Annotated in this window: 21 protein-coding genes, 1 tRNA gene and 1 pseudogene; 12 read left to right on the top strand and 11 right to left on the bottom strand. The window is 68.4% G+C overall.

Features of this window, described 5'->3' with window-relative positions; all coding sequences use genetic code 11:
• Window positions 1–90: 90 nt before the first annotated feature.
• The 3 genes from IE302_RS31355 to IE302_RS31345 form a co-directional block, all read right to left on the bottom strand.
• On the bottom strand, window positions 91–1,797 hold the full coding sequence (locus tag IE302_RS31355) for a CocE/NonD family hydrolase (RefSeq protein WP_229908042.1): 1,707 nt from the start codon (window positions 1,795–1,797) through the stop codon (window positions 91–93).
• A gap of 173 nt (window positions 1,798–1,970) precedes the next feature.
• On the bottom strand, window positions 1,971–2,696 hold the full coding sequence (locus IE302_RS31350; protein ID WP_191258040.1) for an ABC transporter permease: 726 nt from the start codon (window positions 2,694–2,696) through the stop codon (window positions 1,971–1,973).
• Between the two features lie 20 nt (window positions 2,697–2,716).
• On the bottom strand, window positions 2,717–3,673 hold the full coding sequence (locus tag IE302_RS31345; RefSeq protein WP_191258039.1) for an ABC transporter ATP-binding protein: 957 nt from the start codon (window positions 3,671–3,673) through the stop codon (window positions 2,717–2,719).
• 448 nt (window positions 3,674–4,121) lie between these two features.
• Between IE302_RS31345 and IE302_RS31340 the strand changes: the two genes are divergently transcribed.
• Window positions 4,122–4,535, top strand: a complete 414-nt coding sequence (locus IE302_RS31340; RefSeq protein ID WP_191258038.1) for a hypothetical protein — start codon at window positions 4,122–4,124, stop codon at window positions 4,533–4,535.
• Window positions 4,536–4,845: 310 nt separating this feature from the next.
• Here IE302_RS31340 and IE302_RS31335 read toward each other — a convergent pair whose 3' ends face one another.
• Complete coding sequence (locus tag IE302_RS31335) at window positions 4,846–5,673, bottom strand: arginase family protein (protein ID WP_229908041.1); 828 nt, start codon at window positions 5,671–5,673, stop codon at window positions 4,846–4,848.
• A 261-nt stretch (window positions 5,674–5,934) separates the two neighbouring features.
• Between IE302_RS31335 and IE302_RS31330 the strand changes: the two genes are divergently transcribed.
• Window positions 5,935–7,179: a serine hydrolase domain-containing protein gene (locus IE302_RS31330; protein WP_191258037.1), complete on the top strand. Its 1,245-nt coding sequence runs from the start codon at window positions 5,935–5,937 to the stop codon at window positions 7,177–7,179.
• Between the two features lie 245 nt (window positions 7,180–7,424).
• Here IE302_RS31330 and IE302_RS31325 read toward each other — a convergent pair.
• Window positions 7,425–7,497, bottom strand: a tRNA-Ala gene (locus tag IE302_RS31325).
• Between the two features lie 268 nt (window positions 7,498–7,765).
• Between IE302_RS31325 and IE302_RS31320 the strand changes: the two genes are divergently transcribed.
• Together IE302_RS31320 and IE302_RS31315 are read left to right on the top strand one after the other, a co-directional pair.
• Window positions 7,766–9,919, top strand: a complete 2,154-nt coding sequence (locus IE302_RS31320) for an RICIN domain-containing protein (protein ID WP_191258036.1) — start codon at window positions 7,766–7,768, stop codon at window positions 9,917–9,919.
• A 105-nt stretch (window positions 9,920–10,024) separates the two neighbouring features.
• On the top strand, window positions 10,025–10,579 hold the full coding sequence (locus IE302_RS31315) for an HdeD family acid-resistance protein (RefSeq protein ID WP_005153225.1): 555 nt from the start codon (window positions 10,025–10,027) through the stop codon (window positions 10,577–10,579).
• Here the strand turns inward: IE302_RS31315 and IE302_RS31310 are convergent.
• Window positions 10,566–11,288, bottom strand: coding sequence for a hypothetical protein (locus IE302_RS31310; protein WP_191258035.1), 723 nt, complete (start codon window positions 11,286–11,288; stop codon window positions 10,566–10,568). The two genes, IE302_RS31315 and IE302_RS31310, sit on opposite strands and share 14 nt — an antisense overlap.
• Window positions 11,289–11,325: 37 nt before the next feature.
• Here IE302_RS31310 and IE302_RS31305 point away from each other — a divergent pair, with 37 nt between their 5' ends.
• The 7 genes from IE302_RS31305 (at window position 11,326) to IE302_RS31275 (ending at window position 20,238) form a co-directional block, all read left to right on the top strand.
• Window positions 11,326–12,981, top strand: a complete 1,656-nt coding sequence (locus tag IE302_RS31305; protein ID WP_191258034.1) for an NAD(P)/FAD-dependent oxidoreductase — start codon at window positions 11,326–11,328, stop codon at window positions 12,979–12,981.
• On the top strand, window positions 12,978–14,399 hold the full coding sequence (locus tag IE302_RS31300; protein WP_191258033.1) for an ATP-binding protein: 1,422 nt from the start codon (window positions 12,978–12,980) through the stop codon (window positions 14,397–14,399). The genes IE302_RS31305 and IE302_RS31300 overlap by 4 nt, the downstream gene beginning before the upstream one ends.
• Window positions 14,400–14,538: 139 nt before the next feature.
• Entirely contained in the window at window positions 14,539–15,627 is a 1,089-nt protein-coding gene (locus tag IE302_RS31295; RefSeq protein WP_191258032.1) for a hypothetical protein, read from the top strand.
• Entirely contained in the window at window positions 15,627–16,781 is a 1,155-nt protein-coding gene (locus IE302_RS31290) for a toxic anion resistance protein (protein ID WP_191258031.1), read from the top strand. The genes IE302_RS31295 and IE302_RS31290 overlap by 1 nt, the downstream gene beginning before the upstream one ends.
• Complete coding sequence (locus IE302_RS31285; protein ID WP_191258030.1) at window positions 16,778–18,403, top strand: VWA domain-containing protein; 1,626 nt, start codon at window positions 16,778–16,780, stop codon at window positions 18,401–18,403. The genes IE302_RS31290 and IE302_RS31285 overlap by 4 nt, the downstream gene beginning before the upstream one ends.
• Window positions 18,400–18,993 carry a hypothetical protein gene (locus IE302_RS31280; RefSeq protein WP_191258029.1) on the top strand — a complete coding sequence of 198 codons (594 nt, stop codon included), beginning with the start codon at window positions 18,400–18,402 and terminating at the stop codon, window positions 18,991–18,993. Before IE302_RS31285 ends, IE302_RS31280 begins: the two co-directional genes overlap by 4 nt.
• Window positions 18,994–19,128: 135 nt before the next feature.
• Window positions 19,129–20,238: a peptidase inhibitor family I36 protein gene (locus IE302_RS31275; RefSeq protein WP_191258028.1), complete on the top strand. Its 1,110-nt coding sequence runs from the start codon at window positions 19,129–19,131 to the stop codon at window positions 20,236–20,238.
• A 30-nt stretch (window positions 20,239–20,268) separates the two neighbouring features.
• Here the strand turns inward: IE302_RS31275 and IE302_RS31270 are convergent, their stop codons facing one another.
• The 5 genes and pseudogenes from IE302_RS31270 to IE302_RS31250 form a co-directional block, all read right to left on the bottom strand.
• Complete coding sequence (locus IE302_RS31270; protein WP_191258027.1) at window positions 20,269–21,063, bottom strand: LmeA family phospholipid-binding protein; 795 nt, start codon at window positions 21,061–21,063, stop codon at window positions 20,269–20,271.
• 45 nt (window positions 21,064–21,108) lie between these two features.
• The gene (locus tag IE302_RS31265; protein ID WP_191258214.1) at window positions 21,109–21,363 is read right to left on the bottom strand and encodes a hypothetical protein; all 255 of its coding nucleotides are present in this window, start codon (window positions 21,361–21,363) and stop codon (window positions 21,109–21,111) included.
• A 138-nt stretch (window positions 21,364–21,501) separates the two neighbouring features.
• Window positions 21,502–22,475 (bottom strand): annotated as a pseudogene (locus tag IE302_RS31260) (LacI family DNA-binding transcriptional regulator).
• Between the two features lie 132 nt (window positions 22,476–22,607).
• On the bottom strand, window positions 22,608–23,207 hold the full coding sequence (locus tag IE302_RS31255; RefSeq protein WP_191258026.1) for a maleylpyruvate isomerase mycothiol-dependent enzyme family protein: 600 nt from the start codon (window positions 23,205–23,207) through the stop codon (window positions 22,608–22,610).
• A 7-nt stretch (window positions 23,208–23,214) separates the two neighbouring features.
• Entirely contained in the window at window positions 23,215–24,624 is a 1,410-nt protein-coding gene (locus IE302_RS31250; protein WP_191258025.1) for a M20/M25/M40 family metallo-hydrolase, read from the bottom strand.
• Window positions 24,625–24,734: 110 nt separating this feature from the next.
• Here IE302_RS31250 and IE302_RS31245 point away from each other — a divergent pair, with 110 nt between their 5' ends.
• A complete protein-coding gene (locus IE302_RS31245; RefSeq protein ID WP_191258024.1) occupies window positions 24,735–25,874 on the top strand; it encodes a HEAT repeat domain-containing protein in 1,140 nt (379 codons plus the stop codon).
• The last annotated feature ends 29 nt before the right edge of the window (window positions 25,875–25,903 follow it).

Here is a 25,903-nt window from a genome sequence, read left to right as displayed (position 1 = left end):
CGAACGGTAGGGAGCGTTGATGAAATACCGATGAAACGCCCGATGCGCGCTTGCCCATCTGCCGGTTTCAGGGCGTCGTGGGCGGCGGGCTCAGCCGTCCTCGCCTTGGCCCGAAAGGGTGAACGACGGTTTGCCGGGGGCCGGTTTCGTCTTGTTGAGCAGGAGATACGTGTCCAGATAGGGCGCCCGAGCGCCGGGGGTGGCCTGATCGTCGGAAGGACTGTCCAACGGCAGTTCGAGCTCGGCGCCGGTGATGCCGATCGTCTTGCCGGAGGGCGTGTCGAGCCAGTCGCCGAGGACGTTGGCCTGCGTGGTGCCGATTTCGACGGCCAGTGAGTGGCTGGCGGGCAGGGTCCAATCGGCGGCTTTGAAGTCGAAGGTCGTGTTCCCCGGTCCGATCGTGGAGACCTGTTCGTCGAACACGGTCGCGGTGCCGTCCGGGGCGACGTCGTGGAGCCGGACCATGACGGTGCCGAAGCCCTGGGCGGTGTTCAAGGAGATCCGCGGTGTGCCGGTCACCCGGGTGGCCTGCCCGAGTGGCGCGGACCAGTGGACGAAGCTGTCGTCCGGGGCGGGACCGGCTTCGGCGCCACTGTCCACATAGGAACCGCCCTTGAGCGGGATGGTGGCGGACTCGCTCACCACCGGCCAGGTGTCCTGGGCGCGCCAGGTGCCGTTGTTGTCCTGGACGGCGTAGTTCGGGTACTGGACCGAGGGCTGGACGCCCTTGAGATACTGGTCGAAGAACGACATCGTCTCGGCGAACCAGCCTTCACGGCCCATCTTCAACCGTCCGTCCTCGGCCTTTTCGTTGCCACGCACGTGATCCCACGGGCCGATCCAGCCGCGTTCCGGGCCTTGGTGGTTGGCGAGGAATTCCTGCATCGCCTCGGGTTCGGTGTTCCATTCGGCCATGCCCTGGGTGAAGAACAGCGGGGTGTCACTGCCTTTGGCCAGGTTCGCGTAGTCGCGGGCCTTCCAGTACTCCGAGTCCGGGTCGGCGGTCTGATACCCCAAGCGGTTCGTCAGAAGGCATTCCGGGTGTGCCTTCTCGTAGTCGGCGGCGGCGCGGTAGCGGGCCTCGTCGTCGGGCAGCTGCGGCAGGGTGGCGATCTTCTCGTAGGCGTTGGAAATACTGACCGCGGTGGTGCGGGGTACGCCGTTGGACCGGATGTTGCGGTACAGGTCCCAGATGGGTTCCTGGGCGACGACGGCCTTGAGGGCGTCGTTGTTCAGGTTGTTGCCGACCAAGCCGGTCATGGCGTCGAAGGACTTGCCGTACATGCCGACCGCGCCGGTGGACCACGGACGGCTCGCCGCCCAGTCGATCGCCGCCTTGATGTCGGCCTGGTCGCCGGGACCCGTGGCGTCGAGGCAGCCGGTGGAGCCGCCGAAGCCGCGCAGGTCGACCAAGACGAGGGCGTAGCCGCGGCCCAGCAGATCGGCACCTTCGATGAGGTCGTTGAACCGGCCCGAGGGGCCGGTGTGCGCGGGGTGCTCGAAGGCCAGCTGACCCGAATGCCCGAAGTAGGGTCCGATGGAGAGGATGACCGGCAGTTTCCGCCCCTCGGGCACGCCTTCCGGACGCAGCACGTCCGCGTGCAATTCCACAGTGGACCCGTCCGAAGACGGGAAGTAGTGCTGCGTCCACGCCGCGCCCTCGGGGACACGATCGTTGTCCTTGTGGGTGACCGGTTTGTCCGCGGTGGCCACCGCGGCGCCCGCCGGCCGGGCCGTGACCGCGGCCGCCGCGGCGGCGCCGGTCAGGGTGGTCACCAGTGCGGCCACGGTGGCCACGGCCGCTAGAGAACGCCGGGGGCGCCACCGTGCGGCCGAAAGAGTACGTGTCGTCATCGCCGGGCCTTCCTGTGGATGATCATGGCCGAATTCCATCAATGCCGGGTGGCGCTTGGCAGTGCCCGTGCGTCATCACTTCCGTGTGACACCACGTCACTGGTGCCGGGCGCCGTTCACGCGTCCCGTTTTTTCGCCACCGCGATGGCGATCGCGAGGAATACCACCGCGACACCGGCGAAATAGGCCAAAGCCCAGCCCGGGCTGAGCGGGGAACTCGACGTCGACTGGCCGGTGCCGCTGATGAACCGGTCCGCGACGGTGAACGGCAGCCAGGCGTAGATCTTGTCCCCGACGGTGGGGATCACCCGGACGAGGTTTTCCACCGCCAGCATGTAGATCAGCAGCAACGACACCGCGCCTGCGCTCTGCCGGACGAGGATGCCGACGGCGACCGCGATGACCGCCGCGAGCCCGTAGACCACGCTGATCCCGGCGACGTTGATCCACCGGTCGGTGCTGTTCAGCGCGAGGTCGGCGCCGGGCGAGAGCAGTTTCGCGATCGCCCAGGAACCGAAGCCCGCCAGCAGGCCGATGAAGGCCGAGAGGAGACCGGCGACCACGGCCTTGGCCGTGAGCGCCGCGCCGCGACGGGGGACGGCCTGAAAGGTGGTTCGGATGGTGCCGAAGCGGTACTCGGTGGTCACGGCGAGCGCGGCGAGCACCATGACCACGGCCATGCCGAAGGTGTAGCCGGTCTGGCTGCCGGAGATGGTGACGGAGTCGGAGGCCGCGCTCATCACCGCCGCGATGCCGACGGTGACCACCAAGGCGGCGAACATGCACCACCACGGCGAGCGGGTGGAGAACAGTTTGATGCGTTCGACGGCGAGCAGTGTCATGGGTGAAAATCCCTTCGAAGTCAGTTGTTCCCGGTGGCCAGGACCCGATCGGGCGCGTTGCCGTCCAGATCGCTCTGGTACTGCACGGAATCGCCGGTGAGCTGCATGAACGCCTGCTCGAGCGAGCCACGCTGCGGACTCAGTTCGTGCAGGACCAAACCGTTGGCCGCCGCCGCTTCGCCGATGCGCTCACTGTCCATTCCGGACACGATGAGCGCGGCACCGGCGTCGTCGCTGAAGTCGTCGATCCTCGCGCCGGTTCCGGCGAGCAACCTGCGCAGCTGGGGCAAATGCGGGCCGCGGACGCGGACGGAGTTGTCAGACGCCCTGGCCACGAATTCAGTGGTGCTGCACTGGGAGATCAGTTCGCCCCGGCCGATGACGACCAGTTCGGTCGCGGTCAGCGCCATCTCGGAGAGCAGGTGGCTGGACACGAACACCGTGCGGCCCTCGTCGGCGAGGCGGTGCATGAGAGTCCTGATCCAGAGGATGCCCTCGGGGTCGAGCCCGTTGACCGGTTCGTCGAACATCAGGATCTCGGGGTCGCCGAGCAGCGCGCCGGCGATGCCCAGACGCTGGGACATGCCCAGCGAGAACCCGCCGACGTTCTTGCCCGCCACCGAGTTCAGGCCGACCGTGTCGAGGACTTCGTCGATCCGGCGGCCGGGGATGCCGTTGGAACGCGCCATCCAAGCCAGATGCGCCCGCGCCGAGCGGTTGGGGTGCACCCACTTCGGATCCACCAGCGCGCCGATCTTGCGCAACGGGTACTTCAGGTCGCGATACTTCTCGCCGTCGATCCGGACCTCGCCGGAAGTGGGGTTGTCCAAGCCGAGCGCCATGCGCATGGTCGTCGACTTGCCCGCCCCGTTCGGGCCGAGAAACCCGGTGACCTTGCCGGGCTTGACGGTGAACGACAGGTTCCGCACGGCGACCGTGTTCCCGTAGCGTTTGGTGAGGCCGATCGCCTCGATCATGGTTCCTCCTGTGGCCGATGACGGCGGGCGTCCACTGATTCGTGGATCAAGCGTGGTCCAGACAATCATTTCGACGGCGACGGAAGACAATCTGTCCCCCGATCGGATTGCGTGTGCCCCAGCGGCACAGTTCGCGCCGGGCGCTTGATCGTCTGGTGATCCGATCCTAAAACCGGATCGTTCCTCGCGCGCCCTCTGCGAGGATGAGGCCGTTTAATACTTAGGAAGTAAGAGCGAGTCGGCTTGAGTGTGCCCCAGGGACACAGTGTTCTCCTTCTCCACTATGGACAGAGGGGTGTCTCGATGAACCCTGCGAGTTGCATGTCCAGCCCGGCTGTGTCCACACCTACGACTGGGTCGACCACCGGACCGCGGTCAGCAGGCGATCCGTGGACAACCACGATGGTCACTGCGGGGTGCTGCCGTGTCACCGAAGTACCCTCACCGCATGTCTCAACCCGTGACCCGAGCCTCGTTCAAACACGCCTTGCTGCCGATCGCCAACCCCCGCGAGCTGCCCGCTCCGCAGCGGTTGTGGACCAGCTCGGAATGGGAGCGGATCAGGCTGGGACTACAGGAGAAGGACATGGACGACAAATGGGTGGCGCTGGTCGAAGGCGACCGGCTGTCCCTCTATCGCGCCGGAGCCGGGCAGTGTGTCTACGACGCCGTCTTCGCCCCTTGCGAAGGTGGCTACCGAATCACCACAGCCCGGATGGAGGCCGGCCGCAGCAAGCGGCCAGACCTGCACAGCGCCTTCCTCGAACTGCTGATCACCGGGCAGATCCTGCACTCGCCCGACAGTGACCTATGGGCCAGATTCACCACACTGGGCGGAATCCGCGCCCTTTTCGGTTCCTGACCGAGCTTCCATCGGCCGCTTAGCCGTGTCGCCATCAGCTTGCCCTCTGACGTTCCATTCTCGATGTCCTGCCTCAAGAGTAGATCCTCTGAAGACCAACCCATGGCCACATTCGCTTCGAACTCGACAGCCCTGGATGCCGATCATGCCCGCTACCGCCGCTGGATCGCGCTCTCGTCGGCATGACAGGACGTTGGCTTATGCCCTCTCTTCATTGAGCACTGCCGTGCGCGGAGGTGACTGTGTACTTATTGAGGGGTAAGGAAAATATGACGTGCCCGAGTCCGCTGGGCTTAGGTCGGCACTGCGGTCACCCGATCCGGTGTTTCCCGGGCCAGGTGTCGGGCCATTCCAGGCCGGCGCCGAGTGCTGTGGTGAGGCGGGTCATGGTCTGGCGGCTGGTCTGGTCGCCGGCGTGTCCGGGGAGCCAGGCGCAGGCGAGGTAGGCGGCGGCGATGTCGGCGGTTGCGCAGGCGGCGGCCAGGCATTCTTCGATCTGGCCGAGGGACGGGCCGGGGCCGGAGGGGAAACGCGCGCCGGGCAGTTGAGCGCCGTCGATGACGTCGATGTCGAGGTGGAGGTAGACGGGGACGTCGCCGAGCTGGTTGAGGGCGGAGGCGATCTCGACGGGATCGGCAGGCACGCGGCGGACGCGACTGGCGGTCAGGGCATCGCGCTCGGCCGGGTCGAGGTCGCGGGCGTCGGCGAGCACGACGCTGGTGTCGGGGATGGGGGACAGGGCGAGTGTGTCGCCGAACAGGCCAGGGGTGCGGCCGGTCAGCATGGCCAGCGCCATGCCGCCGATGTAGCCGCTGGTCGAGATGGCAGGGCTGTTGAAGTCGCCGTGGGCGTCCAGCCAGAGCACGGCCAGGTCGCGGTGGCGGCGCTGCAGCCCGGCCACCGCCGCGCGCGAGGTGGGGCAGTCACCGGAGAGCACCAAGGGGCGGGCGGCCAGTGTCACCGCGTCGCGGGCGGCTTGGTGCAGCAGGCTCATCCGGGCGGGAACCGTTCCGGCGGGGAGCGCGGGGAAGCCGACCTGAGTCGCGGCAGCGGGGATCGGGAAGGCCGGGATGTGTTCGTCGAGGTGCCAGGGTGTCACGATCAGATCCCACATGCCATCGGCTTTGTGGTCGGCCACGACAGGTCTCACTTTCTCTGGTGGGTTTCGTCGAGGTGGTGGTCACACCATTCTCTGCTGTCCTGGCGCCGGCTGATCGGCTTTCGGGACAACAGGTCCCGGAAGCCGGTGCGCGATCCGGCTATCCAGGGCACTGAAATCGCCACACCGCCGCGTGCGTGTCAGCGCCGTGACTGCCCGGTGTCAGTGCAGGAGGTGATCGTGGACATCGGGCAGCCGAACTCGGAGCCCGGTATTTGACTTTCCGGAAGGAACAAGACCATGACGAACGAGACCACCGGACCGCACTTCGGCGGTCATGTCGAGGACGGCTGGGGGAAGGTCGCCGACGCGTTCCGCGCGAACTTCGACGGAACCCCAGGGGAGATCGGCGCCGCGTGCAGCGTTTACCTGGGCGGCCGTCCCGTCGTCGATCTGTGGGGCGGCCTCGCCGATCGGGAGGCGAACCGGCCGTGGGGCAAGGACACGATCGTCCAGGTCGCGTCGACGACGAAGGGCGCCGCCGCGATCTGCGCGCATCTGCTGGTGCAGCGCGGTGAGCTGGATCTGGACGCCCCGGTGGTCCGCTACTGGCCGGAATTCGGTTCCGCGGGCAAGGACGAGATCCTGGTGCGCTGGCTGCTGTCGCACCAGGCCGGGTTGCCGATCGTCGACGGACCGCTGACCTTCGAGCAGGCTTGTGCCTGGGACCCGGTCACTCGGGCGATCGAGGCACAGAAACCGTTGTGGCGACCGGGTACCGAGCACGTCTACCACGCCGTCACATACGGGTACCTCGTCGGGGAAATCGTCCGTCGGATCACCGGCAAGTCGCTCGGCACGTTCTTCGCCGAGGAGGTGGCCGCACCGCTCGGGCTGAGCGCCTGGATCGGGCTGCCCGAGGAAGAAGAGCCAAGGGTGGCCCGGTTCGAAGACGCCGCTCCGTTCACCGTGGAGGAGTTGCTCGCCGGCATGATCGCGACGACCGGGCTCGACGAGGAGACGGTCACCGCCTGGGTCGAGTCCATGTGGACCCCGGACGCGGTCCAGATCCGGGCCGGTGTGCTCGGCGGTGCCCTGGATCCAGCGACCGGCTACTTCCGCACTCGTGCCTGGCGCGCGGCGGAATTCCCGGCCGCGAACATGCTCGCCGACGCGGGATCGCTGGCACGGATGTACGCCGCCACCGTCAGCGACGTCGACGGCGTCCGGCTGCTCGACCCTCCGACGGTCGAGACGATGACGGAGATCCAGACGGACAAGACCACGATGTACGGGCTGCCGCCAGGACTGGACATCCCGGCCGACCGCTCCTTCAACATGTCCCTCGGGTTCTGGCGCGCCTGCCCGGCCCTGCCCATGCTCGGTCCTGGTTCGTTCGGCCACCCCGGCTCCGGAGGGTCGATCGGTTTCGCTGACCCGGACGCCGGTGTCGGCTTCGGCTACGTCACGAACCTCTGGAACTACCGGCCCGACGACACTCGGGCGGCGAACCTGAGCAAGGCCGTCCAGGACTGCCTTGGCTGACACGCTCGCGGTAAGCCGGAGTCGCTGAACATCCGTTGCCTGCTCCGGGTAGGTCTTCCGGTGCGAAAGCCGATGTGTTGGCGCGGGTGCACGTAGCGAATCCGCGCCAACACATAAGGCTGAGAACACTTGCTCCAGCTACTGAACAGTGACTGCAGTTCGCCGCGTCAATTCCCAAAGTGAGGCGTAACGAAAAAACCGCCCTACCTCAGCAAGTCTGCCGAGTGGGCGGTGTTTCGTCACTGTGGAGCTAAGGGGACTCGAACCCCTGACCCCCTCACTGCCAGTGAGGTGCGCTACCAGCTGCGCCATAGCCCCGGAGCGAAGTTGTACTCCGCATCTCGTGTGTCCATACATTACACCGCTCGCGAGGGCCGTTCACGCGGGGGTCACTCTACGCGGTCCCGATCGCCGGAAACGGTGTTGACCTGCATCTTTGAGACTTATTTTTAGACGTGTATTGACTCCGCGTGTGACCGCCGTTACGTTTTCGACCATCGTGACGCCGAGGTCCCCGCCCGCTACGCCGCGTCTCCACTGGGCTCCGCCTCAGCTCGCCCTGCTCACTGACGCGGAGGAGGTCCTGATGAGGGCCAGAGCAGCCCTGATAGCCCTGTTTTCCCTGGTCGGAGCGCTGATCGTGGTGGCTCCGGCGGCGCAGGCGGCCATCGTTCCCGATACCTGGTACACGGTGACGACCACGAGCGGGAAATGCGTGGACGCGCGTGCCGCCGGGTCGGCCAACGGGACGGTCGTCCAGCAGTACGCCTGCAACCAGACCTTCTCTCAGCAGTGGCAGTTCCAGCCGACCTCGGGCGGCTACTACCGGGTCAACACGCGCAACAACCCGGCGCAGGTGTGGGACGTCGCCGAGGTGTCGACGGCCGACGGCGGGCTCATCCACCTGTGGGCCTACGGCGGCGGGAACAACCAGCAGTGGCAGCCGGTCGAGGAACCCGGTGGGGCGTATCACTTCGTGAGCCGCAACAGCGGCAGGTGCCTCGACATCCCGGGCCTCTCGACCCAGGACAGCACCCAGCTCCAGCAGTATTCCTGCAACGGATCCGGCGCCCAGTCCTTCCGGCTCACGCCGGTCACCGGCACCGCCAATCCCGACCTCGGGCCGAACGTGCTCGTCTTCGACCCCGGTATGTCGCAATCGGCGATCCAGTCCCAGGTCAACAGCGTGTTCTCGCAGCAGGAGACCAACCAGTTCGGCACGAACCGGAAGGCGCTGCTGTTCAAACCGGGCTCGTACAACGTCGACGTCAACGTCGGGTTCTACACGCAGGTGCTCGGGCTCGGCCTCTCACCGGACAACGTGACGATCAACGGCGCGGTGCACGCGGAGGCCGACTGGTTCCAGGGCAACGCGACGCAGAACTTCTGGCGTGGCGCGGAAAACCTGTCCGTGAACCCCAACGGCGGCACCGACCGCTGGGCCGTTTCGCAGGCCGCGCCCTACCGTCGCATGCACGTCCGCGGCAACCTGCAGCTCGACGACGGAGGGTGGTCCAGCGGCGGCTGGATGTCCGACGTCAAGGTCGACGGCCAGGTGCGGTCCGGCTCGCAGCAGCAGTGGATCTCGCGCAACTCGCAGTTCGGCAGCTGGAGCGGCTCGAATTGGAACATGGTGTTCGCCGGAGTCAACGGCGCGCCGTCGACCAGTTTCCCGAATCCGCCGTACACCACGGTGAACACGACGCCGGTCGTGCGGGAGAAGCCGTTCCTCTACGTCGACGGCGCGGGCGCGTACCAGGTGTTCGTGCCGTCCACGCGCACCAATGCCTCGGGCATCACGTGGGACGGCAACCAGCCGGGTTCGTCGCTGCCGATCAGCCGGTTCTTCATCGCGAAGCCCGGCACGACGGCGTCGCAGATCAACGCGGCGCTCGCCGAGGGCAAGGACCTCCTGATCACCCCGGGCGTCTACCACCTCAACGAGACGCTCCGCGTGACCCGGCCGGACACCGTCGTGCTCGGACTCGGCCTGGCCACGCTGATCCCGGACAACGGCATCACCGCGATGACGGTGGCCGACGTCGACGGCGTCAAGGTCGCCGGCGTGCTGATCGACGCGGGCACCACGAACTCGAACACGCTGATGGAGGTCGGTCCCGCGAACTCCGCGCAGGATCACGCGGCCAACCCGACTTCGCTGCACGACGTGTTCTTCCGCGTCGGTGGGGCGGGCGTCGGCAAGGCCACGAACAGCCTGGTGGTCAACAGTGACGACGTCATCGGCGACCACCTGTGGATCTGGCGCGCCGACCACGGCAGCGGCGTCGGCTGGAACACCAACACCGCCGACACCGGCCTGATCGTCGACGGCGACGACGTCACGATGTACGGCCTGTTCGTCGAGCACTACCAGAAGTACCAGACGCTCTGGAACGGAAACCGCGGCCGGACGTACTTCTACCAGAACGAAATGCCTTACGACCCACCGAATCAGGCCGCGTGGATGAACGGTTCGACGCGGGGTTACGCGGCCTACAAAGTGGCGAACTCGGTGACGAACCACGAGGCGTACGGGCTCGGGAGTTACTGCTTCTTCAACGTGAATCCGAGTGTGGTCGCGGATCGCGCGATCGAGGCGCCGAACAACCCGAACGTCCGGTTCCGCAGCATGGTCGCCGTCTCCCTCGGCGGGAACGGGACCATCAGCCGGGTCGTCAACGACCGCGGCGGACCGGCGAATTCGGGTTCGAACGTGGCGAACCTGGTCGCCTATCCCTGATGGACCCCGGTGCGCGCCGTGATGGCGGTCGCGGCGCGCACCGGCCTTTCACCCCTCCGGGTGGCATGCCGCGCGCTCGTCTCCGGGCGCTCCGATACTCGGGGCATGCCTCTCGTCGGTCTCACCGTCGTCGAACCCCGCCTGGCCTGGCCGCTGGCCGCCGTCCGCGGGGTTTTCGCCATCCTGTTCGGCGTGCTCGCGCTCATCTGGCCGGGCGCCACCGTCCTGGCCCTCGCGATCATCTACGGCATTTACGCGATCATCGACGGCATCGGCGGCCTGATGCAGGCCTTCCGGCCGGGTGACGCCGCCCATCGCGCCGCTTACGGAGTCCTCGGCGTGCTCGGCATCGCCGCCGGTGTCCTGGTCCTGCTCTGGCCGGGGATCACCGTCCTGGTGCTGGCCTTCCTCGTCGGGTTCTGGGCGATCTTCACCGGCATCGTCGAGATCGTCGCCGCGATCCGGCTGCGCAAGCAGATCGAGGGCGAGGCCTTCCTCATCGCGGCGGGCGCGCTTTCGCTGATCGCGGGCATCGTGATCGTGATCAACCCGATCGCCGGCGCCTACGGGATCGCGCTGCTGGTCGGGATCTACGCCCTGCTGTACGGCATCATGCTGCTCGTCCTGGCCTTCCGGCTGCGAAAACTCACCCAAGCCTGAAAGCTTGTCGCAAGTGGACCCGCGCCCCGGCGCGGCTGAGGTTCGACAGGCTCGGCGAGCCCTCTACGGCGGTCGCGACGGCGAAGCGGTGCCCTTCCCGGGCGGCCGCGGCCAGCCCGTGGAGGAGCAGCCGGGCCTGTGCGCCTTTGCCGCGATGGGCCCGCGGCGTGGCCGAGCCGCCGAGAAGGACGCCGGGCCCGTGCGAGCTCATGGCCGCCGCGGAGATCGGCACACCGTTCTCGACGAGCAGAGACCGCCGGATGCGCGGATCGCGGTGCTCGGCGGCGATGAACTCCGTTACGGCGCCGCCGCTTTCGTACCCTTCGAGCAGGATGCGGAGGAACACGTCGATGTCGGGTGAGTCGTCGACGTCCGCAGCCGTCGGAGGGAGGTCGGCGAGCGGGAGGATCGCGATCGGGCGGACGGCGACGGGCACGAGACCGGTCGGGTTCAAGCCCGGCGGGAGCACGAGCGTCGGCCGGTCCCCGTCCCAGCACGAGGCGCCGGCGAGCCGGATGGCCGACGGCAGGTTCTCGACGGTGACGCCGGAGATCGTGCGCAGGAAGCCCAGTTCCGGCGCGGTGGCCAGCACCACGAACAGCCCGTCTTCACGCCACGCTTCGAAACGGCCGGGGAGTCCCGCGGCAGTGGCCGCTTCGCACGCGACGACGGCACGGTCGTGGAGCACGCGCTCCGCCTCGATGATCACCGCCCCGACGCTACGCCGGATCGCTTAGGCTGAACCGGTGAGCCAGCCGATCCTGTTGACCGTCGACGACGATCCCGCCGTGTCCCGTTCGGTCGCCCGCGACCTGCGCAAACGGTACGGGAAGGACTACCGGATCATCCGGGCCGATTCCGGTGCCGACGCCCTCGAAGCCCTGCGCGAGATCAAGCTGCGCGGCGACGCCGTGGCCGCGATCCTCGCCGACTACCGGATGCCGCAGATGGACGGCATCGTCTTCCTCGAGAAGGCGATGGACCTGTTCCCGAACGCGCGCCGCGCGCTGCTGACCGCGTACGCCGACACCGACGCCGCGATCCAGGCGATCAACGTCGTCGACGTAGACCACTACCTCCTCAAGCCGTGGGACCCGCCGGAGGAGAAGCTCTACCCGGTCATCGACGCCCTGGTGGAGACCTGGCGCGCGGTGGGGGAGCGGCCGGTCGACGAGATCAAGCTCATCGGCCACCGGTACTCGTCGCCGTCGTTCCACCTGCGCGACTTCCTGGCCCGCAACGCCGTGCCGTACCGCTGGTACTCCGTCGACGACGACGAGGGCCGCCGGATCCTCGACGCGGCGGACGCGGCACCCCAGGACATCCCGGTGCTGGTCACGCCCGACGGCACGGTGCTGCGCCAGCCGTCCGGACCCGAACTCGCCGACGCCGTCGGCCTGTCCACGCGCCCCGCGCAGGAGTTCTACGACCTGATTGTCATCGGCGGCGGGCCCGCCGGACTCGGGGCGGCCGTGTACGGCGCGTCGGAGGGCCTGCGGACGGTGATCGTCGAGCGCAAGGCCACCGGCGGGCAGGCGGGCACCAGCTCCCGCATCGAGAACTACCTCGGCTTCCCGGACGGCGTTTCCGGCGCGCAGCTCACCGACCGCGCGCGGCGGCAGGCGCTCAAGTTCGGCGCCGAGGTGCTCACCGCCCGCGACGTCGTCGGCCTGGAGGCACGAGGCTCCGCGCGGGTGGTCCTGTTCGGCGACGGCACCGAGATCTCCGCGCATTCCGTGGTGCTCGCCAGCGGCGTCAACTACCGAGCGCTGGAGGCTCCTGGCGTCGCCGAGCTCGCCGGCCGCGGCGTGTACTACGGCTCGGCCGCCACCGAGGCACCCGAGTGCAAGGGCGAGCACGTCTACATCGTCGGCGGCGCGAACTCGGCGGGCCAGGCGGCGGTGTTCTTCTCCAAGCACGCGGCCGACGTCACCATCCTCGTCCGCGGCCAGTCGCTCGAAGCGTCCATGTCGCACTATCTGATCGAGCAGATCGCCGCGATCGGGAACATCCACGTCCGCACCCGGACCACGGTGGTCGAGGCGCACGGCGACGATCACCTCGAACAACTGACCCTGTGCGAGAACGGCGGCGCGACCGAGACCGTGCCGACCGGCCACCTGTTCATCTTCATCGGCGCCGCGCCGCGCACCGACTGGCTCGGCACGGAGATCCAGCGCGACGACCACGGTTTCGTGCGGACCGGTCCGGATCTGCTCACCGATGGCGGCCCGCCGCCGGGCTGGCCGCTGGACCGCGACCCGCACTACCTGGAGTCGTCGATCCCCGGCGTGTTCGTGGCGGGCGACGTCCGGGCCGCGTCGGTGAAGCGCGTCGCGTCGGCCGTCGGCGAAGGTGCCATGGCCGTCACCCTGGTCCACCGGTACTTGGAGGAGCAATGAGCGTCCTGCCCAGGGAGGAACTGCGCGGGCTCTTCCTCTTCGAACACCTCAGCGAAGAACAGCTGGACTGGATCGACGAGCACGCCGTCCTGGAGCAGTACACCGGCGGCACCACGGTCATGCGCGAGGGTGAACCGGCCACCTGCTTCTACCTCCTGCTTTCCGGCGCGCTGCGGATGACGCGGCTCGTCGGCGGCACCGAGGTCGAGACGATCCGGTCCGACCAGCGCGGCGCGTACTGCGGTGCGACGCAGTTCTTCGTGCACCAGGAGACCGAACACACCTACGGCGCTTCGGTGCACGCGGTCAGCGACCTCACCTTCCTGACCCTGCCCGCGGCCGAGTTCGCCACCGAGTTCCGCCGCTGGTTCCCGATGGCGACGCATCTGCTGGAGGGCATGTACCTCGGCTGGCGCAACAGCGACACGGTGATCGGTTCGCGGCGGCGGCTGCTCGCGCTCGGCGAGCTTTCCGCGGGGCTGACCCACGAACTCAACAACCCGGCCGCCGCGGCCGTCCGCGCGACGGCGTCGCTGCGGGAGCGCGTCGCCGGGATGCGGCACAAACTCGCGATGCTGGCGAAGAAGAACGTCGACCCGACGCTGCTGGAGCAGTTGCTGGAGATCCAGGAGCAACTGGTCAAACAGGTCGCCGCGGCGCCGAAGCTGACCGCGATGCAGCAGGCCGACCGCGAGGACGAGATCGGCGACTGGTTCGAGGACCACGGCATCGACCAGGGCTGGGACCTCGCCGACATCTACGTTCGAGCCGGGCTGACCGTGCCCGACCTGGACCGGCTGCTCGATTCGGTCGGGGTGACCTTCCTCGACGGCGCCGTCCGCTGGCTCGCGTACGCGCTCGAAACCGAGATGCTGATGGGCGAGATCGAGGATTCGACGACCCGGATCTCGGTGCTGGTCGGCAAGGCCAAGCAGTACTCCCAGATGGACCGCGCGCCGCACCAGTGGATCGACGTCCACGAAGGACTCGACTCCACCCTTGTCATGCTGGCGGGCAAGATCGCGCCGGGCATCCGCGTCGTGAAGGAGTACGACCACACGGTGCCGCGGATCCCGGCGTACGCGGGTGAGCTGAACCAGGTGTGGACGAACGTCATCGACAACGCGCTCGGCGCCATGGGGACCGAGGGCACGCTGACCCTGCGGACGTCGCGGGTCGACGATCACGTGCACGTCGAGATCGGCGACACCGGACCGGGGATCCCGGCGGAGGTGCGGCAGCGGATCTTCGAACCGTTCTTCACCACGAAACCGGTGGGCCAGGGGACCGGGCTCGGCCTGGACATCTCCTGGCGCATCGTCGTCGAACGGCATCAGGGCGACCTCCGGGTCGATTCGGAACCGGGTGACACGCGATTCACCGTGTGCCTGCCGGTCTCGGAGCAGTCCGTGATCTGATTTCCCTTCCATCCCAACGTTTCGCCAGAAACTGACGACTTCCTCCGTTCATCGATCGTTCACTTCGAAATGGCTCGCCCGCGCGTCAAAAGAGTCGAACGGGCTGAAGGATCAAGCCTGTGAACGAGGGGGTGGGCCGGTGAAACGCCGTCTGTCGATCGGCCTGGCAGTGGTGCTGCTGCTGGCCGTGGTCGCCGTGATCGTCTGGGGCCGGGGCGGTGACGAGAACACCGCGCAGGGTACGGATCTGACCACGGTGCGCGGGGTGATCGGTTCGGAGAAGCTGGCGTTCTTCTCCGACAAGCGGGTGGCGGACTCGTTCGCCAAACACGGTCTCAAGGTCGAAGTGGACACCGCGGGGTCGCGGCAGATCGCGAGCATGGACCTCGGCGCGTACGAGTTCGCGTTCCCGTCCTCGTCGCCCGCCGCGCAGCGGATCCAGCGCGACCACAAGGTGACCGGTGTGCACACGCCGTTCCAGTCGCCGATGGCGATCGCGACCTTCGAGCCGATCGTGAACCTCTTGAGCGCCAACGGGATCGTGCGCAAGGGCGCCGGTGACTACCAGGTGCTCGACGTCGCGAAGTACCTCGAACTCGCGCGCAACGGCACCCGCTGGGACCAGCTGCCCGGCAACACCGCCTTCCCGGCCCGCAAGAACGTGCTGGTCACGACCACGGACCCGCGTGAATCGAACTCGGCGGCGATGTACCTGTCGATCGTTTCCTTCGTCGCCAACGGGAACACCGTGGTCAGCACGCCCGAGGCCGAGGCGAAGGTGCTGCCCGGGGTGTCGAAGCTGTTCATCGACCAGGGCTACACGCAGAACAGCACCGAAGGCCCGTTCGAGGACTACCTCGCCGCGGGCATGGGCAAGACGCCGATGGCGCTGATCTACGAGTCGCAGTTCGTCGACAGGCTCGTTCGGGCCGACGGCTCGATCCGGCCGGACATGCGCCTGCTCTACACGGCGCCGACGGTGTACTCGAAGCACACGCTCGTCCCGCTGAAACCGAACGGCGATCAGGTGGGCAGGCTGCTCGCGACCGACCCGGAACTGGGGAAACTCGCCGCCACCTTCGGTTTCCGCACCGGGGACCCGCGGTTGTTCGCGGACGTCATCGCGGCGGCCAAGGCGCCGGTGCCCGCGGATCTGGTGGACGCCGTCGAGCCGCCGTCGTACGAGACGCTGGAACGCCTGCTCGACGCCGTCAAGAAGCGGTACTGATGGACGATTTCACGCTCACTCCACCCGAACCGGTGGAGGCGATCCCGGCCGAGCGGGCGGCCGGCCTGGTCACCCTCGGCCCGGAGGTCCACGCCGAAGTCGCGAAGCGCGCGGAGAGTTTCGCCCGGCGGCTCGAAGCGCTCGACGTCCGCTCACCCGAGTTCACCCGGGTCCTGGACGAGCTGCTCGCGGTCGGCGAGTCCGACATGCGCGCTGCGGCGACCGTCGCGGGTGCGCTGCTCGACCGTTCGACCCGGGCGCTGGCGGAAATCGGTTCACCACGACAACAGGCGACGGTGAGCCTGGCCGGGCTCCGGCGGGCCGTCGCGGAGATCGACCCGGCGAAGCTGCCGATCACCGGCCGCAAGCTGATGGGCCTGATCCCGGTCGCGGGCAGCGCGAAGAAGGCGCTGGACCGCTACCGCGCGGCCAACGAACCGGTGAACGCGCTGGTCCTGGACCTGCGGGCCCGGCAGGACGTCCTGCGCCGCGACAACGCCGCGCTCAAGGGCGAACGGGAACGGCTGTGGGGGACGCTCGGCAAACTGTCCGAAGCGGCCGCGTTCGCCGAGGCCGTCGACACGGCGGTCGATCGCCAGGCGGGCATCTTCGACTTCACCGATCCTGCCCGGGCCAAGGGGTTGCGGGCCGACGCGCTGCACCCGATCCGGCAGCGCCACCAGGACCTGCTGACCCAGCTCGCGGTGAGCGCGCAGGGCTATCTCGCGCTGGATCTGGTGCGGCGCAACAACGACGAGCTGATCCGCGGGATCGAACGGGCGGTGTCGACCACGGTCGCGGCGCTGCGGGTCGCGTTGCTGGTGAGCGGCGCGCTCGCCGGACAGCGTGACGTCCTCGACGAGGTCCAGGCCGTGCAGGCCACCACCGACGGCCAGCTCAAGGCCAACGCCGAAATGCTGGAACTGCGCAGCGCGGAGATCCAGCGCGCGGGCAGCGATCCGGCCGTCGCGGTGGCGACGATCCGCGAGTCGTTCGACCGGATCTACCGCAGCATCGACGCTATCGACGAGTACAAGGCGGGGGCCGTCTCGACGATGGCGGTGACCGTGGAGGCACTGTCCGGGGAGATCCGGCGGGCCGAAGACCATCTGCGCCGGTCTCACGAGACGGCGACGGCCGAGGGGGCATCGTGAAACGCTGGACGGTCTTGGCGATCAGCGTGGTTTGCGCGCTGTCGCTGGTTTCCTGTGATTCGGGCAAGGGGGAGACGCGGGGCCTGGGGGAGGCCGAGCCGGGTACCTTGCGGGTGCTCGCGGGCAGTGAGCTGGCGGACCTGCAACCGCTGCTGGAGCAGGAAGCGGCGGCGACCGGGGTCAAGGTCAAGTTCCAGTTCACCGGGACGCTGGAAGGCACCGAGTCGCTCGCGAACGGGAAGGTGGACGGCCAGTACGACGCCGTCTGGTTCTCCTCGAACCGGTATCCCGCGGCGGTTCCGGAGGCGGCGAAACGGCTGGGCGAGCAGGTGAAGATCATGAGTTCGCCGGTGGTGCTCGGCCTGTCCGCGTCGGCCGCGCAACGGCTCGGCTGGGCCGGGCGGCCGGTCGGCTGGGGAGAAATCGCCGAGGCGGCCGGGAAGAAGGCTTTCACCTACGGCATGACCGATCCGTCGGCGTCGAACTCCGGTTTCTCGGCGCTGGTGGGAGTGGCGTCCGCGCTCGCGGGCGCGGGCAACGCCGTCGACGCTCAGCAGATCGCTTCCGTCACCCCGAAACTGACCGAGTTCTTCAGCGCGCAGGCGATGTCGGCGGGCTCGTCCGGCTGGCTTTCCGAGGCCTACCAACGACGGGCGAGCGGCCAGGACCCCGGCAAGAAGGTCGACGGCCTGATCAACTACGAGTCCGTCCTGCTGTCGATGAACGCGAGCGGGAAACTCCCCGAACCGCTGACGCTGGTGTATCCGTCCGACGGCGTCGTCACCGCCGACTACCCGCTGACGTTGCTGCAGAGCGCGAACTCCGACGCCCGGGACGCGCACCGCAAGCTGGCCGAGCGGCTGCGCACACCGGACACGCAACGCAAGATCATGGAGACCACGCAGCGCCGCCCCGTCGTCCCAGGTGTCCCATTAGGACAGCAGTTCGCGCAGAAGGATCTCGTGGAGCTGCCGTTCCCCGCGACGCAGCAGGCCGTGGACGCGCTGCTGGGCGCCTACTTCGACAAGATCCGGCGTCCGTCGCGGACGCTGTACGTCCTCGACACCTCCGGTTCCATGGCGGGCGACCGGATCGAGTCGCTGCGCACCGCGCTGATCGGGCTGACCGGCGCCGACGGGTCACTGACCGGCCGGTATCGCCGGTTCCGCAGCCGCGAAGAGGTCACGATGCTGCCGTTCGACACCGTGCCCGGCCGCCCGGAGACCTTCGCGGTGCCCGAAGGCGACCCGCAGCCCGTCCTGGACAAGATCAAGACCTTCGCCGAAGGCCTCGACGCGAACGGCGGGACGGCGATCTACGACAGCCTCCAGCGCGCGTACGACATCATGGGACCTTTGGTCGCGCGGGACCCCGACCGGTTCACGTCGATCGTGCTGATGACCGACGGGCAGAACGCGAACGGTGCCACGTTCTCCGATTTCCAGCTGAGGTTCCCGTCGCTGCCGGAGGCTATGCGGCAGGTCCCGGTGTTCACCGTGATCTTCGGCGAGGGGAACTCCGCCGAACTCGGCGAGGTCGCGAAACGCACCGGCGGCAACGTGTTCGACGCCCGAGGTGACGTGCTGCCCAAGGTGTTCCAGGAAATCCGCGGCTACCAATGATCCGGTACCTCGGCTCCACGAAGAACCTCGCCGGCTGCGTCGGCGGGCTGATCGGGCTCGCGCTGTACCTGGCCGGCGTCGTCGGCGGGCTGTGGCCGGTGGTGGTCGCCGGGCTGTACGCGGTGTTCGCTCTGCTCGCGCCGCCCGAGCGTGTCCGGCTGGTGCCGGTGGACGTCGTCGCCGAGGCCGGGCAGCTGCGTGCGGACCTCGGTTCGCTGGTGGGCAAGGTGACCGCGCAGGCGCAGCGGATGCCGGAGTCCTCTGTGGACAGTGTGCGCCGGATCGTCGGGATTCTCGACGACCTGTTGTCGAAGCCGGAACGGTGGGCGGCCAACCCGGACGTCCAGCACGCTGTCACCCGGTCGGCGCGCACCGACCTGCCGCTTTCCGTGGAGACCTACCTCAACTTGCCGTGGTGGTTCGCCGCCAAACGGCGGGCGAGCGGCGAGCCCAGCGCGGCCGAGGAACTCCTTGCGCAACTGGAGCTGCTGGAGACCGAGGCGCACCGCGTCGCGGAACGGTTCTACGCCGGCGATGTCCACCAGCAGGCCGATCACACGCGCTATCTGCGCGAGCGGGGCGAGGCCTGAAAGTGTTCCGATCACCGGTCAGCGGAAGCACAGTCTGCCGGTAGTTCTGCATGGGCAAGCCGGATTCCCCGTGGTGGACTGCGTAACGCCGATCCTGTCCTGGTCGGCGTTCCGTTTCTCCCAGGGAGTTCAGACGTGCGTAGATACAGACTCGGGGCGGCCGTCCTGGCCGCGGTCATGGCGTGCCTCGCCGGCGGTGTCCCGGCGAACGCCGCGCAGCGTGACGACCACTGCGTCGCCGACACGGCGACCGGGGTGATCAAGTGCTTCGGCAGCGTCGGCGAATCCCTCGCCGCGGCGTCGGCGGGTGAGGTCGGCGCCTCCGCGACGGTGATCAGCGTGCTGTACGAACACGGGAACTTCGGCGGCGCGAGCCTCGCGGTCACCGGGTCGCCGTGCACCGACGGCACCAGCCAGAACCTCGGCTTCCTCGGCGACTGGAACGACAAGATCTCCTCGTTCCAGACCTTCCAGAACTGCTACATCACGATGTACGAGCACGCCGAATACCAGGGCGGCTCCCAGGAGTGGTACGCCAACGACAGCGGCAACTACGGGTCGAACATGAACGACCTCGGCAGCTCGGTGAAGTACACGCGCGGACCCTCCCGCGCCGAACTGCTCAAGGACTGCGGCCGCGCCACCAAGACCTGCAACGCCCACGTCGACCAGCGCGGACAGGACTTCTACGGCAGCTGGGGCCGGGTGGACACGGTCTACAACTGCAGCGCCAACAAGATCACCCAGGTGATCGGCAAACGCGACACCCGCAGCGGCAAGAACACGGTGTCGAACGAGATCAGCGTGAGCGCGGGCTTCGAATTCCTCGTCGACTGGTCGGTGGCCTACAAGCGCACGTGGGGCCAGGAATGGGGCTGGGAGACCAGCGAAAGCGTCGAGACCCGGATCGAGGTGAACCCGGGCTACTGGGCGGGCCTGGACCGTTCGCCGGTGATGCGGGTGGCCAGCGGCTCGTACGACATGTGGTACGACAAGCGCCGGTGGGGCCACAACCAGTGGTACGTCTGGAACTTCAGCGGTGAAGGCCCGGCTCCCGGTGTCGTGGGCCAGACCAGGACGGTCGGCAAGAAGATGACCTCGGACGAGAAGAAGAAGGTGTGCGGGAAGTCCGCCGGGCTCGTGCGGTCCTCCTCCGCCGCAGCCGCCGGGACGCAGGCGGAAAGCGCCGCGGTGACACCTGCCGCGCCTCCGGTGCGTGTCGCCGAAGGACGTCTCCACAGCTGATCGCCAGGCGGCCGATGGTCACGCGTGTGGCTATCGGCCGCCGAGCCTGGGCAGGGTCAAGGTGGTCACCGCCGTCGTCACCCAGCCCAGCAGGTCGCCGAGCGGGACGGTGGACAGCTTCTCCGGCCATTCCTCGGCCAGCGCGTGCAGGACCAGGTGACCGTCGTGCGCCTCGACCGCGGTGAGGCGGATGCCTTGCGGGAGTTCCGGCAGGGGCAGCACGATCGGCTTGAGCCTCGCCGGGGGACCGAACCGGCGTCGTCCGATGTGGACGGACATCGGCCGGAGCACGACGGCGTCGTCCTCCACAGTGGACTCCAGGGCGAGATGACCCCAGCGTGGACGTTTTTCCCAGCGGATGTGGAAATGCCCGTCGTTGCCAGGGGTCACGATGATGCCCGGCCGGGCTTCGGTCACCCGTGCCTGAAGGACTTCAGGAGAAACCCGGATCGCCATCTTCACCTGTTCGGGGATGGCCGCCGGGGACGGGAGTGAACGAAGGCGGACGTTCGACGCCAGGACGGTGATGCGACTCAGTGGGGTGTCCGGCCAGTCGACGTCCTCGACGACGATGCGGACGTCGCCGATCCGGCCGGTGGCGGCCAGGCTGAGGCTGTCGGCCTGGTAGTCGAGCCCGGTCAGGGTGAGCCCGACGTCGTGGCCGTCCACTTTGGCCGTCAGCCGCCGCCCGACCAGCTGTTCGGTCACGGTCTTCAGCACCGCGGCCGGGGTGACGGGCACGTTCGGCAGCAGCGCCCGCCCGGCGGCGGCCAGGCCGAACAGCTCGGGAAGGGGGTTCAGCTCGAACCATCTGCCTTCGCTCATCCGACCAGTGTCGCCGAACGGGACGCCGGATGCTGCCGCAGGGGGTCAGCGGGCCGCGAAACGGGCGATCACGCCCGCCACGATCACCCAGAACGCGGCGGCCAGACCGTAGTCGAGGATGACCGCGAGATTCGGGTCACTCACCGGGAAGAGTCCCGGCCAGAACAACGCCAGCGGCCTGGCCAGCGCCTGGATGAAGATGTAGAAACCGTTGCCCGCGTTGGCTCCCGCGAGCACCATGACCATGTACAGCAGCTCGATGAAAGCGAACAGGGCGCCGATGCCGGTGATGACCCGCACGGCCGTGTTGCTCCTACTGGTGGTTCGCCATCTGGACATGCCGCAAAAGTTCCCGGATTCCGCCGTGACAAACGCTTCAACCACGAAATTGCGCCGATCGGCCGTACCCGCGTACTCCTCGTAGGACTCCGGTGACGGTCAGGAACCGTCGGAGTGCCGGGCGGTGCTTGCGCGCAGGACGACGTGGCCGCGGACCCGTTCGATCCGGGCCCGGGCGGCGCGTTCCGGCAGCATCGCCAGTTCCGGCACCCGTTCGCCGAGGTCTTCCAGCGGCAGGGCCACAGTGGTCAGGGGCGGGGTCAGGTCGCGCAAGGCCGCGAGCGCACCCGCGGCCATGACGTCGGTCGAGGCGAAGACGCAGGTGGCGCGCAGACCGCGGCCGATGAGCCGCTGAGCGGCCTCGTAACCGCCGTCACGGGTGAAGGGGCCTCGACGATGTCTTCGCGCTCCACCGTGACGCCCGCGTCGGCGAGGGCTTCGAGGAAACCTTCGACGCGGTCAACGACCGTGCTGAGCAGCGGGGGACCGGACAGCACGGCGAACCGGCGGTGCCCGAGCCCGAGCAGGGCCCGCGCCAGGTCGGCCGCGCCTTCCCGGTTCTCCGGCAGAACCGCGTCGGCCCGCAGGCCGCGATGCCTGCTGATCACCGCGACCCGGCCGCCGGTCGCGCGGTAGCGGTCCAGCTCCCGGCGCAGGCCCTCCTGCCGTTCCCGGTCCTCGAAGCCGGACCCGATCAGCAACATCGCGCACACCCGGTGTCCGCGCATCATCGAGGTGTAGGCGGCTTCGCGGTCCGGATCGCGGAACGTGCTGCCGAGGACGACCTGGAGATCGTGGCGGTTCGCCGCGCGCATCACCCCGCGCGCGATACCGGCGAAATACGGGTCGCCGACGTCGTGGCAGATCACCCCGACCGTGCGGCTGGAGGAACGGGCCAATGCCTGCGCGTGCGCGTTGGGGGAGTAGGCCAGCCGTTCGGCCGCCCGTTTGACCCGGTCACGCAGTGCCGGGCCGACGCTCGCGGTGCCGTTGAGCACCCTGGACGCGGTCGCGAGTGAGACCCCGGCCGCCTTCGCGACGTCACCGAGAGTGCTCTGGGCCTGTTGGACCATTCGCGCTCCTCCTCCCCCCCGGCGCCTGCGGATTCTACGGTACGTGAGAAAGCGCTTTCAGCAGCGTTTTCATCCTGGGGGGCGGTGATGACCGCGCACATCCGGCGACTGCTGGATTAGCCGGCTGCTGGGTTAGGCGGTCGCTTGGTGGAGTGGCGCGCCTCGCCATTGCCAGCCGGCACGGGAGGGGCGTCCCGGCAGTTCCGTCCGGTCCGTCGCCCACAGCAACGCCGTCCAGGGATCGACGTCGCCGGCGTCGACCTCCGGGAACATCCGCGCGAGCACCCGCGAACAGACGTCGCGTGGCGGATCGAGGGTGACGCCGAGCCCCCTGGCCATGTCCTCACCATGGACGAGGGCCTCGACGCACCCCATACCGGCGAAGCCCTCGACGTCGGCGTGGCCGCTCGGGTGATACGCGCGGACGTCCGGGGCCGAGGTTCGGAGGACGGCGCCCAGGAAGCCGCCGCCGACGGTGACGAACTCCAGCAGCTCCGACGGCGTCGCGGTCTGGTGGGCGACGGCTTCGAAACAGACGAAACGTGGCGTCGACGGCCGAGCGATCAGCAGCCCCGCGTAGGAAACGAGGCAGTCGCCGAGGTGCTCGGCCGTTCGCCAGGCGTTCAGGTCGCCGGTGCCCGGTGCGGCCGACCAGTCACGGCCCGACGCCTGGCCCAGGTCGCCGGTCACACTCCGGATCGCCGCGTCGAGGTCGTCGGGGGTGATTGTCATCGTGGCATCAGCTCAAAGGTGTCGGAAACGCGACCGGACCGCGGCGGCCGTTCTTCCCGACCGCGCGGACACCGAAGAACACGTTGTCCTTCGACAGATCCACTTTAGCCTCGGTCTTGTCGCCGACCCCGATCACGTGTGTCCATTCGGCCTCCGTCGTCTCCCGCCAGACGACCTCGTAACCGGCGAGATCCGGATCGGTTCCGCGCCGCCACACCAGATCGGTGTCGTTCGTCAGCTGGTTCGTCCGGATCCGGACGTCCTCGGGGGTGCCGGGGGCCGTCGCCAGCGACCACAGCGTGGCGGCGTTCACCCGCGCGACCCTGGCGATGAACGGGAAGTCGCAGAACTCCGGCAGGTCGCCGAACTGCTTGCCGTTCTCCACCCGGACATCCTGGTGCTGATGCGCGTAGTCCTCGTGCGGTTCGGTGAACCGCGCGGCCGGATAACCCTGCTCCAGGAACGGGATGTGGTCGCCACCCCGGAGATAGCGGTCGCGCCGGTAGATCACCCGCACGGACATGCCGGTCGCGTCGTTCTCCGCGACCGAGCGTACGAACCGGGCCAGCTGGCGGGACGGCGAATCGTTCTCGCCGCCGACCGAGCGCCGGATCTCGGCCTGTGCCGGGGTTTCCGACGTCGGCACGCCCTCGGCGAACAAGCGGATCGTGCGCGGGTCGCGGGTCCCGTCGTCCGCTCGGCTCGAACCGACGATGTCGTTGGTGAACATCGCCTGCACGTTCGTGCCCGCCGTCCTGTACTGCGTGGCCAGGTGCCGTGCGCCGAACAGGCCCTGCTCCTCGCCCGCGACCGCCGCGAACACGATGGTCGCGGCCGGGCGGCGAGTGGCCAGCACCCGGGCGAGCTCCATCGTCACGGCCACTCCGGAGGAGTCGTCGTCCGCGCCCGGAGCGTCCTTTGTCGCGTCGAGCGGATCCGAACACCGCGAGTCGTAGTGACCCGACACGACGTAGACCCGTTCCGGTGTGGTGGATCCGCTCAGGGTGGCGACGACGTTGGTGATCGTGGTGGCGACGGGGATCCTGGGTGGGGCGGGTGGCTGCACGTACGACTGCAACTCGACCTTCATCCGGCCGCCCGACCGTTCCGCGGATTTCCGCATCTCCGCGAAGATCCAGTCACGGGCGGCGCCGATTCCCCGGACGGGATCGGTCTGTGAGGACAACGTGTGTCGTGTGCCGAAGGCGGCGAGCCTGCGTACGGTGGCCTCGATGCGGTGTTCGTCGATCTCCCGCAGAATCGTGCGCAGTTCCGCGTCGGGTCGTTGCGGTGAGAGGGTTTCGCCGGCGCCGCGATCGCCCGGCTCCTCCGCACCGGCCGGGACTCCGGTGAGCGCGACCGCCGAAATCGCGGCCGACGTGGACAGGAAAACTCGTCTGGACCTTTCCTCAGCCATTCTTCGTTCCTACGCGCCCGCGCCATCGGACGTCTACCCGCGAAAAGGATGAGCGCGGCGGGCGGTGGATGGGGGAGGATCACCGGGTGATCTTCGGAAAAAGGACGTCTGTGGCCGAGGCACTCCGGGAAACGCTGGAGAGCCGGGGCAGCCGCGTCGATGTGCTCGTCGAGGCGCTCGTGCGCGTCGACAGGTCCGGCGACGCCGCCGAAATCACGGCCGCCTTCGAGACGATCACCGAGACTCCGGCGCTCGTCGTGACCATCGACGAGTACTGCCGGTATCGAAGGGCTCTGGATGACGTCGCGCGGCGACTGAAGGCGGTTAAGGCAGGGCCGCTGGCGACCGCCCTCGCCACTTCGCACGGCGATGGCCGGGTCCGGGAACTCGCGGTCACGAAACTGCTGGAGAAGCCGAGCCCGGCGATCCTCCCCTTTCTGCTGCTGCGCATGACGGACTGGGCGTCGCCGGTCAGCGACGTCGCTCGCATGGGTGTCGTCCGGCTCCTGCACGACGACCCGGTGACGTACTTGCGGGCGGCCGCCGAAACGATGCTCCACCTGAAGCGCCGGTACCGCGGCGACTTCGGGGTGAAGCAGCTGTACGCGGCTGCTTACGAAGCTCCCGCGCAGGTGCTCGATCAGCTGATCCGTTCGGAGAACGTCGCTGTGCCGAGGTTCGCGTTCGAGGTGAGGACACGGCGAGCTGACTTCAAGCTCGACGAACTCGTCCAGCTCGCTTTGAGGAGCCTCGACAAGAGCCTTCGCGCGCGAGCCGGCGAGGCCGCGGCTCGGGAGGCCGTTTGGACCGGTCGCGTGGACATCTTGCGCAAGCTGGCTGCCTGCCGGCACAACGAGGTGCGGATCAGCGCGCTGACCGGGCTCGCCAGGCTCGGGCAGCTCGACGAGATCGTCGCGTTGCTGGACGATCGTTCTTCGCTGATCCGCGCGCTGGCCCGGGACGCCGCCCGGCGTACTGGGACGGATGCCATGGCTCGGTACCGATCCGCGGTCTCCGGTGGGCGGCCTTCGCTCGGTGCCATCGCCGGACTCGCGGAGTCGGGACGCCCTGACGACGGACCGTTGCTGCATCCCCTGCTGAACCATCCGGTGGCTCGAGTGCGGGCTCAAGCCGTTGGGGCTCTTCGGATTCTGGACGCAGTTCCGGTCGAGTTGGTGAGGCCGATGGCCGACGACCCGTCGAAGCGAGTGGTTCGGGCGGCATTGAAGGCCTTGCAGACACGGGTTTGAGCTGCTTCGCGCGTGAGTTCTCGGCGGCC

The sequence above is a fragment of the Amycolatopsis oliviviridis genome, assembly GCF_014654365.1.
Classification (GTDB): Bacteria; Actinomycetota; Actinomycetes; order Mycobacteriales; family Pseudonocardiaceae; genus Amycolatopsis; species Amycolatopsis oliviviridis.
Note: the sequence above shows the minus strand (reverse complement) of the source record. Positions and strands in the feature narration are given on the sequence as shown.

Excerpts from the sequence above, each read along its gene's own strand:
- IE302_RS31350 (WP_191258040.1), bottom strand. The coding sequence starts at position 2,696 with ATGACACTGCTCGCCGTCGAACGCATCAAACTGTTCTCCACCCGCTCG.
- IE302_RS31345 (WP_191258039.1), bottom strand. The coding sequence starts at position 3,673 with ATGATCGAGGCGATCGGCCTCACCAAACGCTACGGGAACACGGTCGCC.
- IE302_RS31340 (WP_191258038.1), top strand. The coding sequence starts at position 4,122 with ATGTCTCAACCCGTGACCCGAGCCTCGTTCAAACACGCCTTGCTGCCG.
- IE302_RS31330 (WP_191258037.1), top strand. The coding sequence starts at position 5,935 with ATGACGAACGAGACCACCGGACCGCACTTCGGCGGTCATGTCGAGGAC.
- IE302_RS31320 (WP_191258036.1), top strand. The coding sequence starts at position 7,766 with ATGAGGGCCAGAGCAGCCCTGATAGCCCTGTTTTCCCTGGTCGGAGCG.
- IE302_RS31315 (WP_005153225.1), top strand. The coding sequence starts at position 10,025 with ATGCCTCTCGTCGGTCTCACCGTCGTCGAACCCCGCCTGGCCTGGCCG.
- IE302_RS31300 (WP_191258033.1), top strand. The coding sequence starts at position 12,978 with ATGAGCGTCCTGCCCAGGGAGGAACTGCGCGGGCTCTTCCTCTTCGAA.
- IE302_RS31290 (WP_191258031.1), top strand. The coding sequence starts at position 15,627 with ATGGACGATTTCACGCTCACTCCACCCGAACCGGTGGAGGCGATCCCG.
- IE302_RS31280 (WP_191258029.1), top strand. The coding sequence starts at position 18,400 with ATGATCCGGTACCTCGGCTCCACGAAGAACCTCGCCGGCTGCGTCGGC.
- IE302_RS31270 (WP_191258027.1), bottom strand. The coding sequence starts at position 21,063 with ATGAGCGAAGGCAGATGGTTCGAGCTGAACCCCCTTCCCGAGCTGTTC.
- IE302_RS31255 (WP_191258026.1), bottom strand. The coding sequence starts at position 23,207 with ATGACAATCACCCCCGACGACCTCGACGCGGCGATCCGGAGTGTGACC.
- IE302_RS31250 (WP_191258025.1), bottom strand. The coding sequence starts at position 24,624 with ATGGCTGAGGAAAGGTCCAGACGAGTTTTCCTGTCCACGTCGGCCGCG.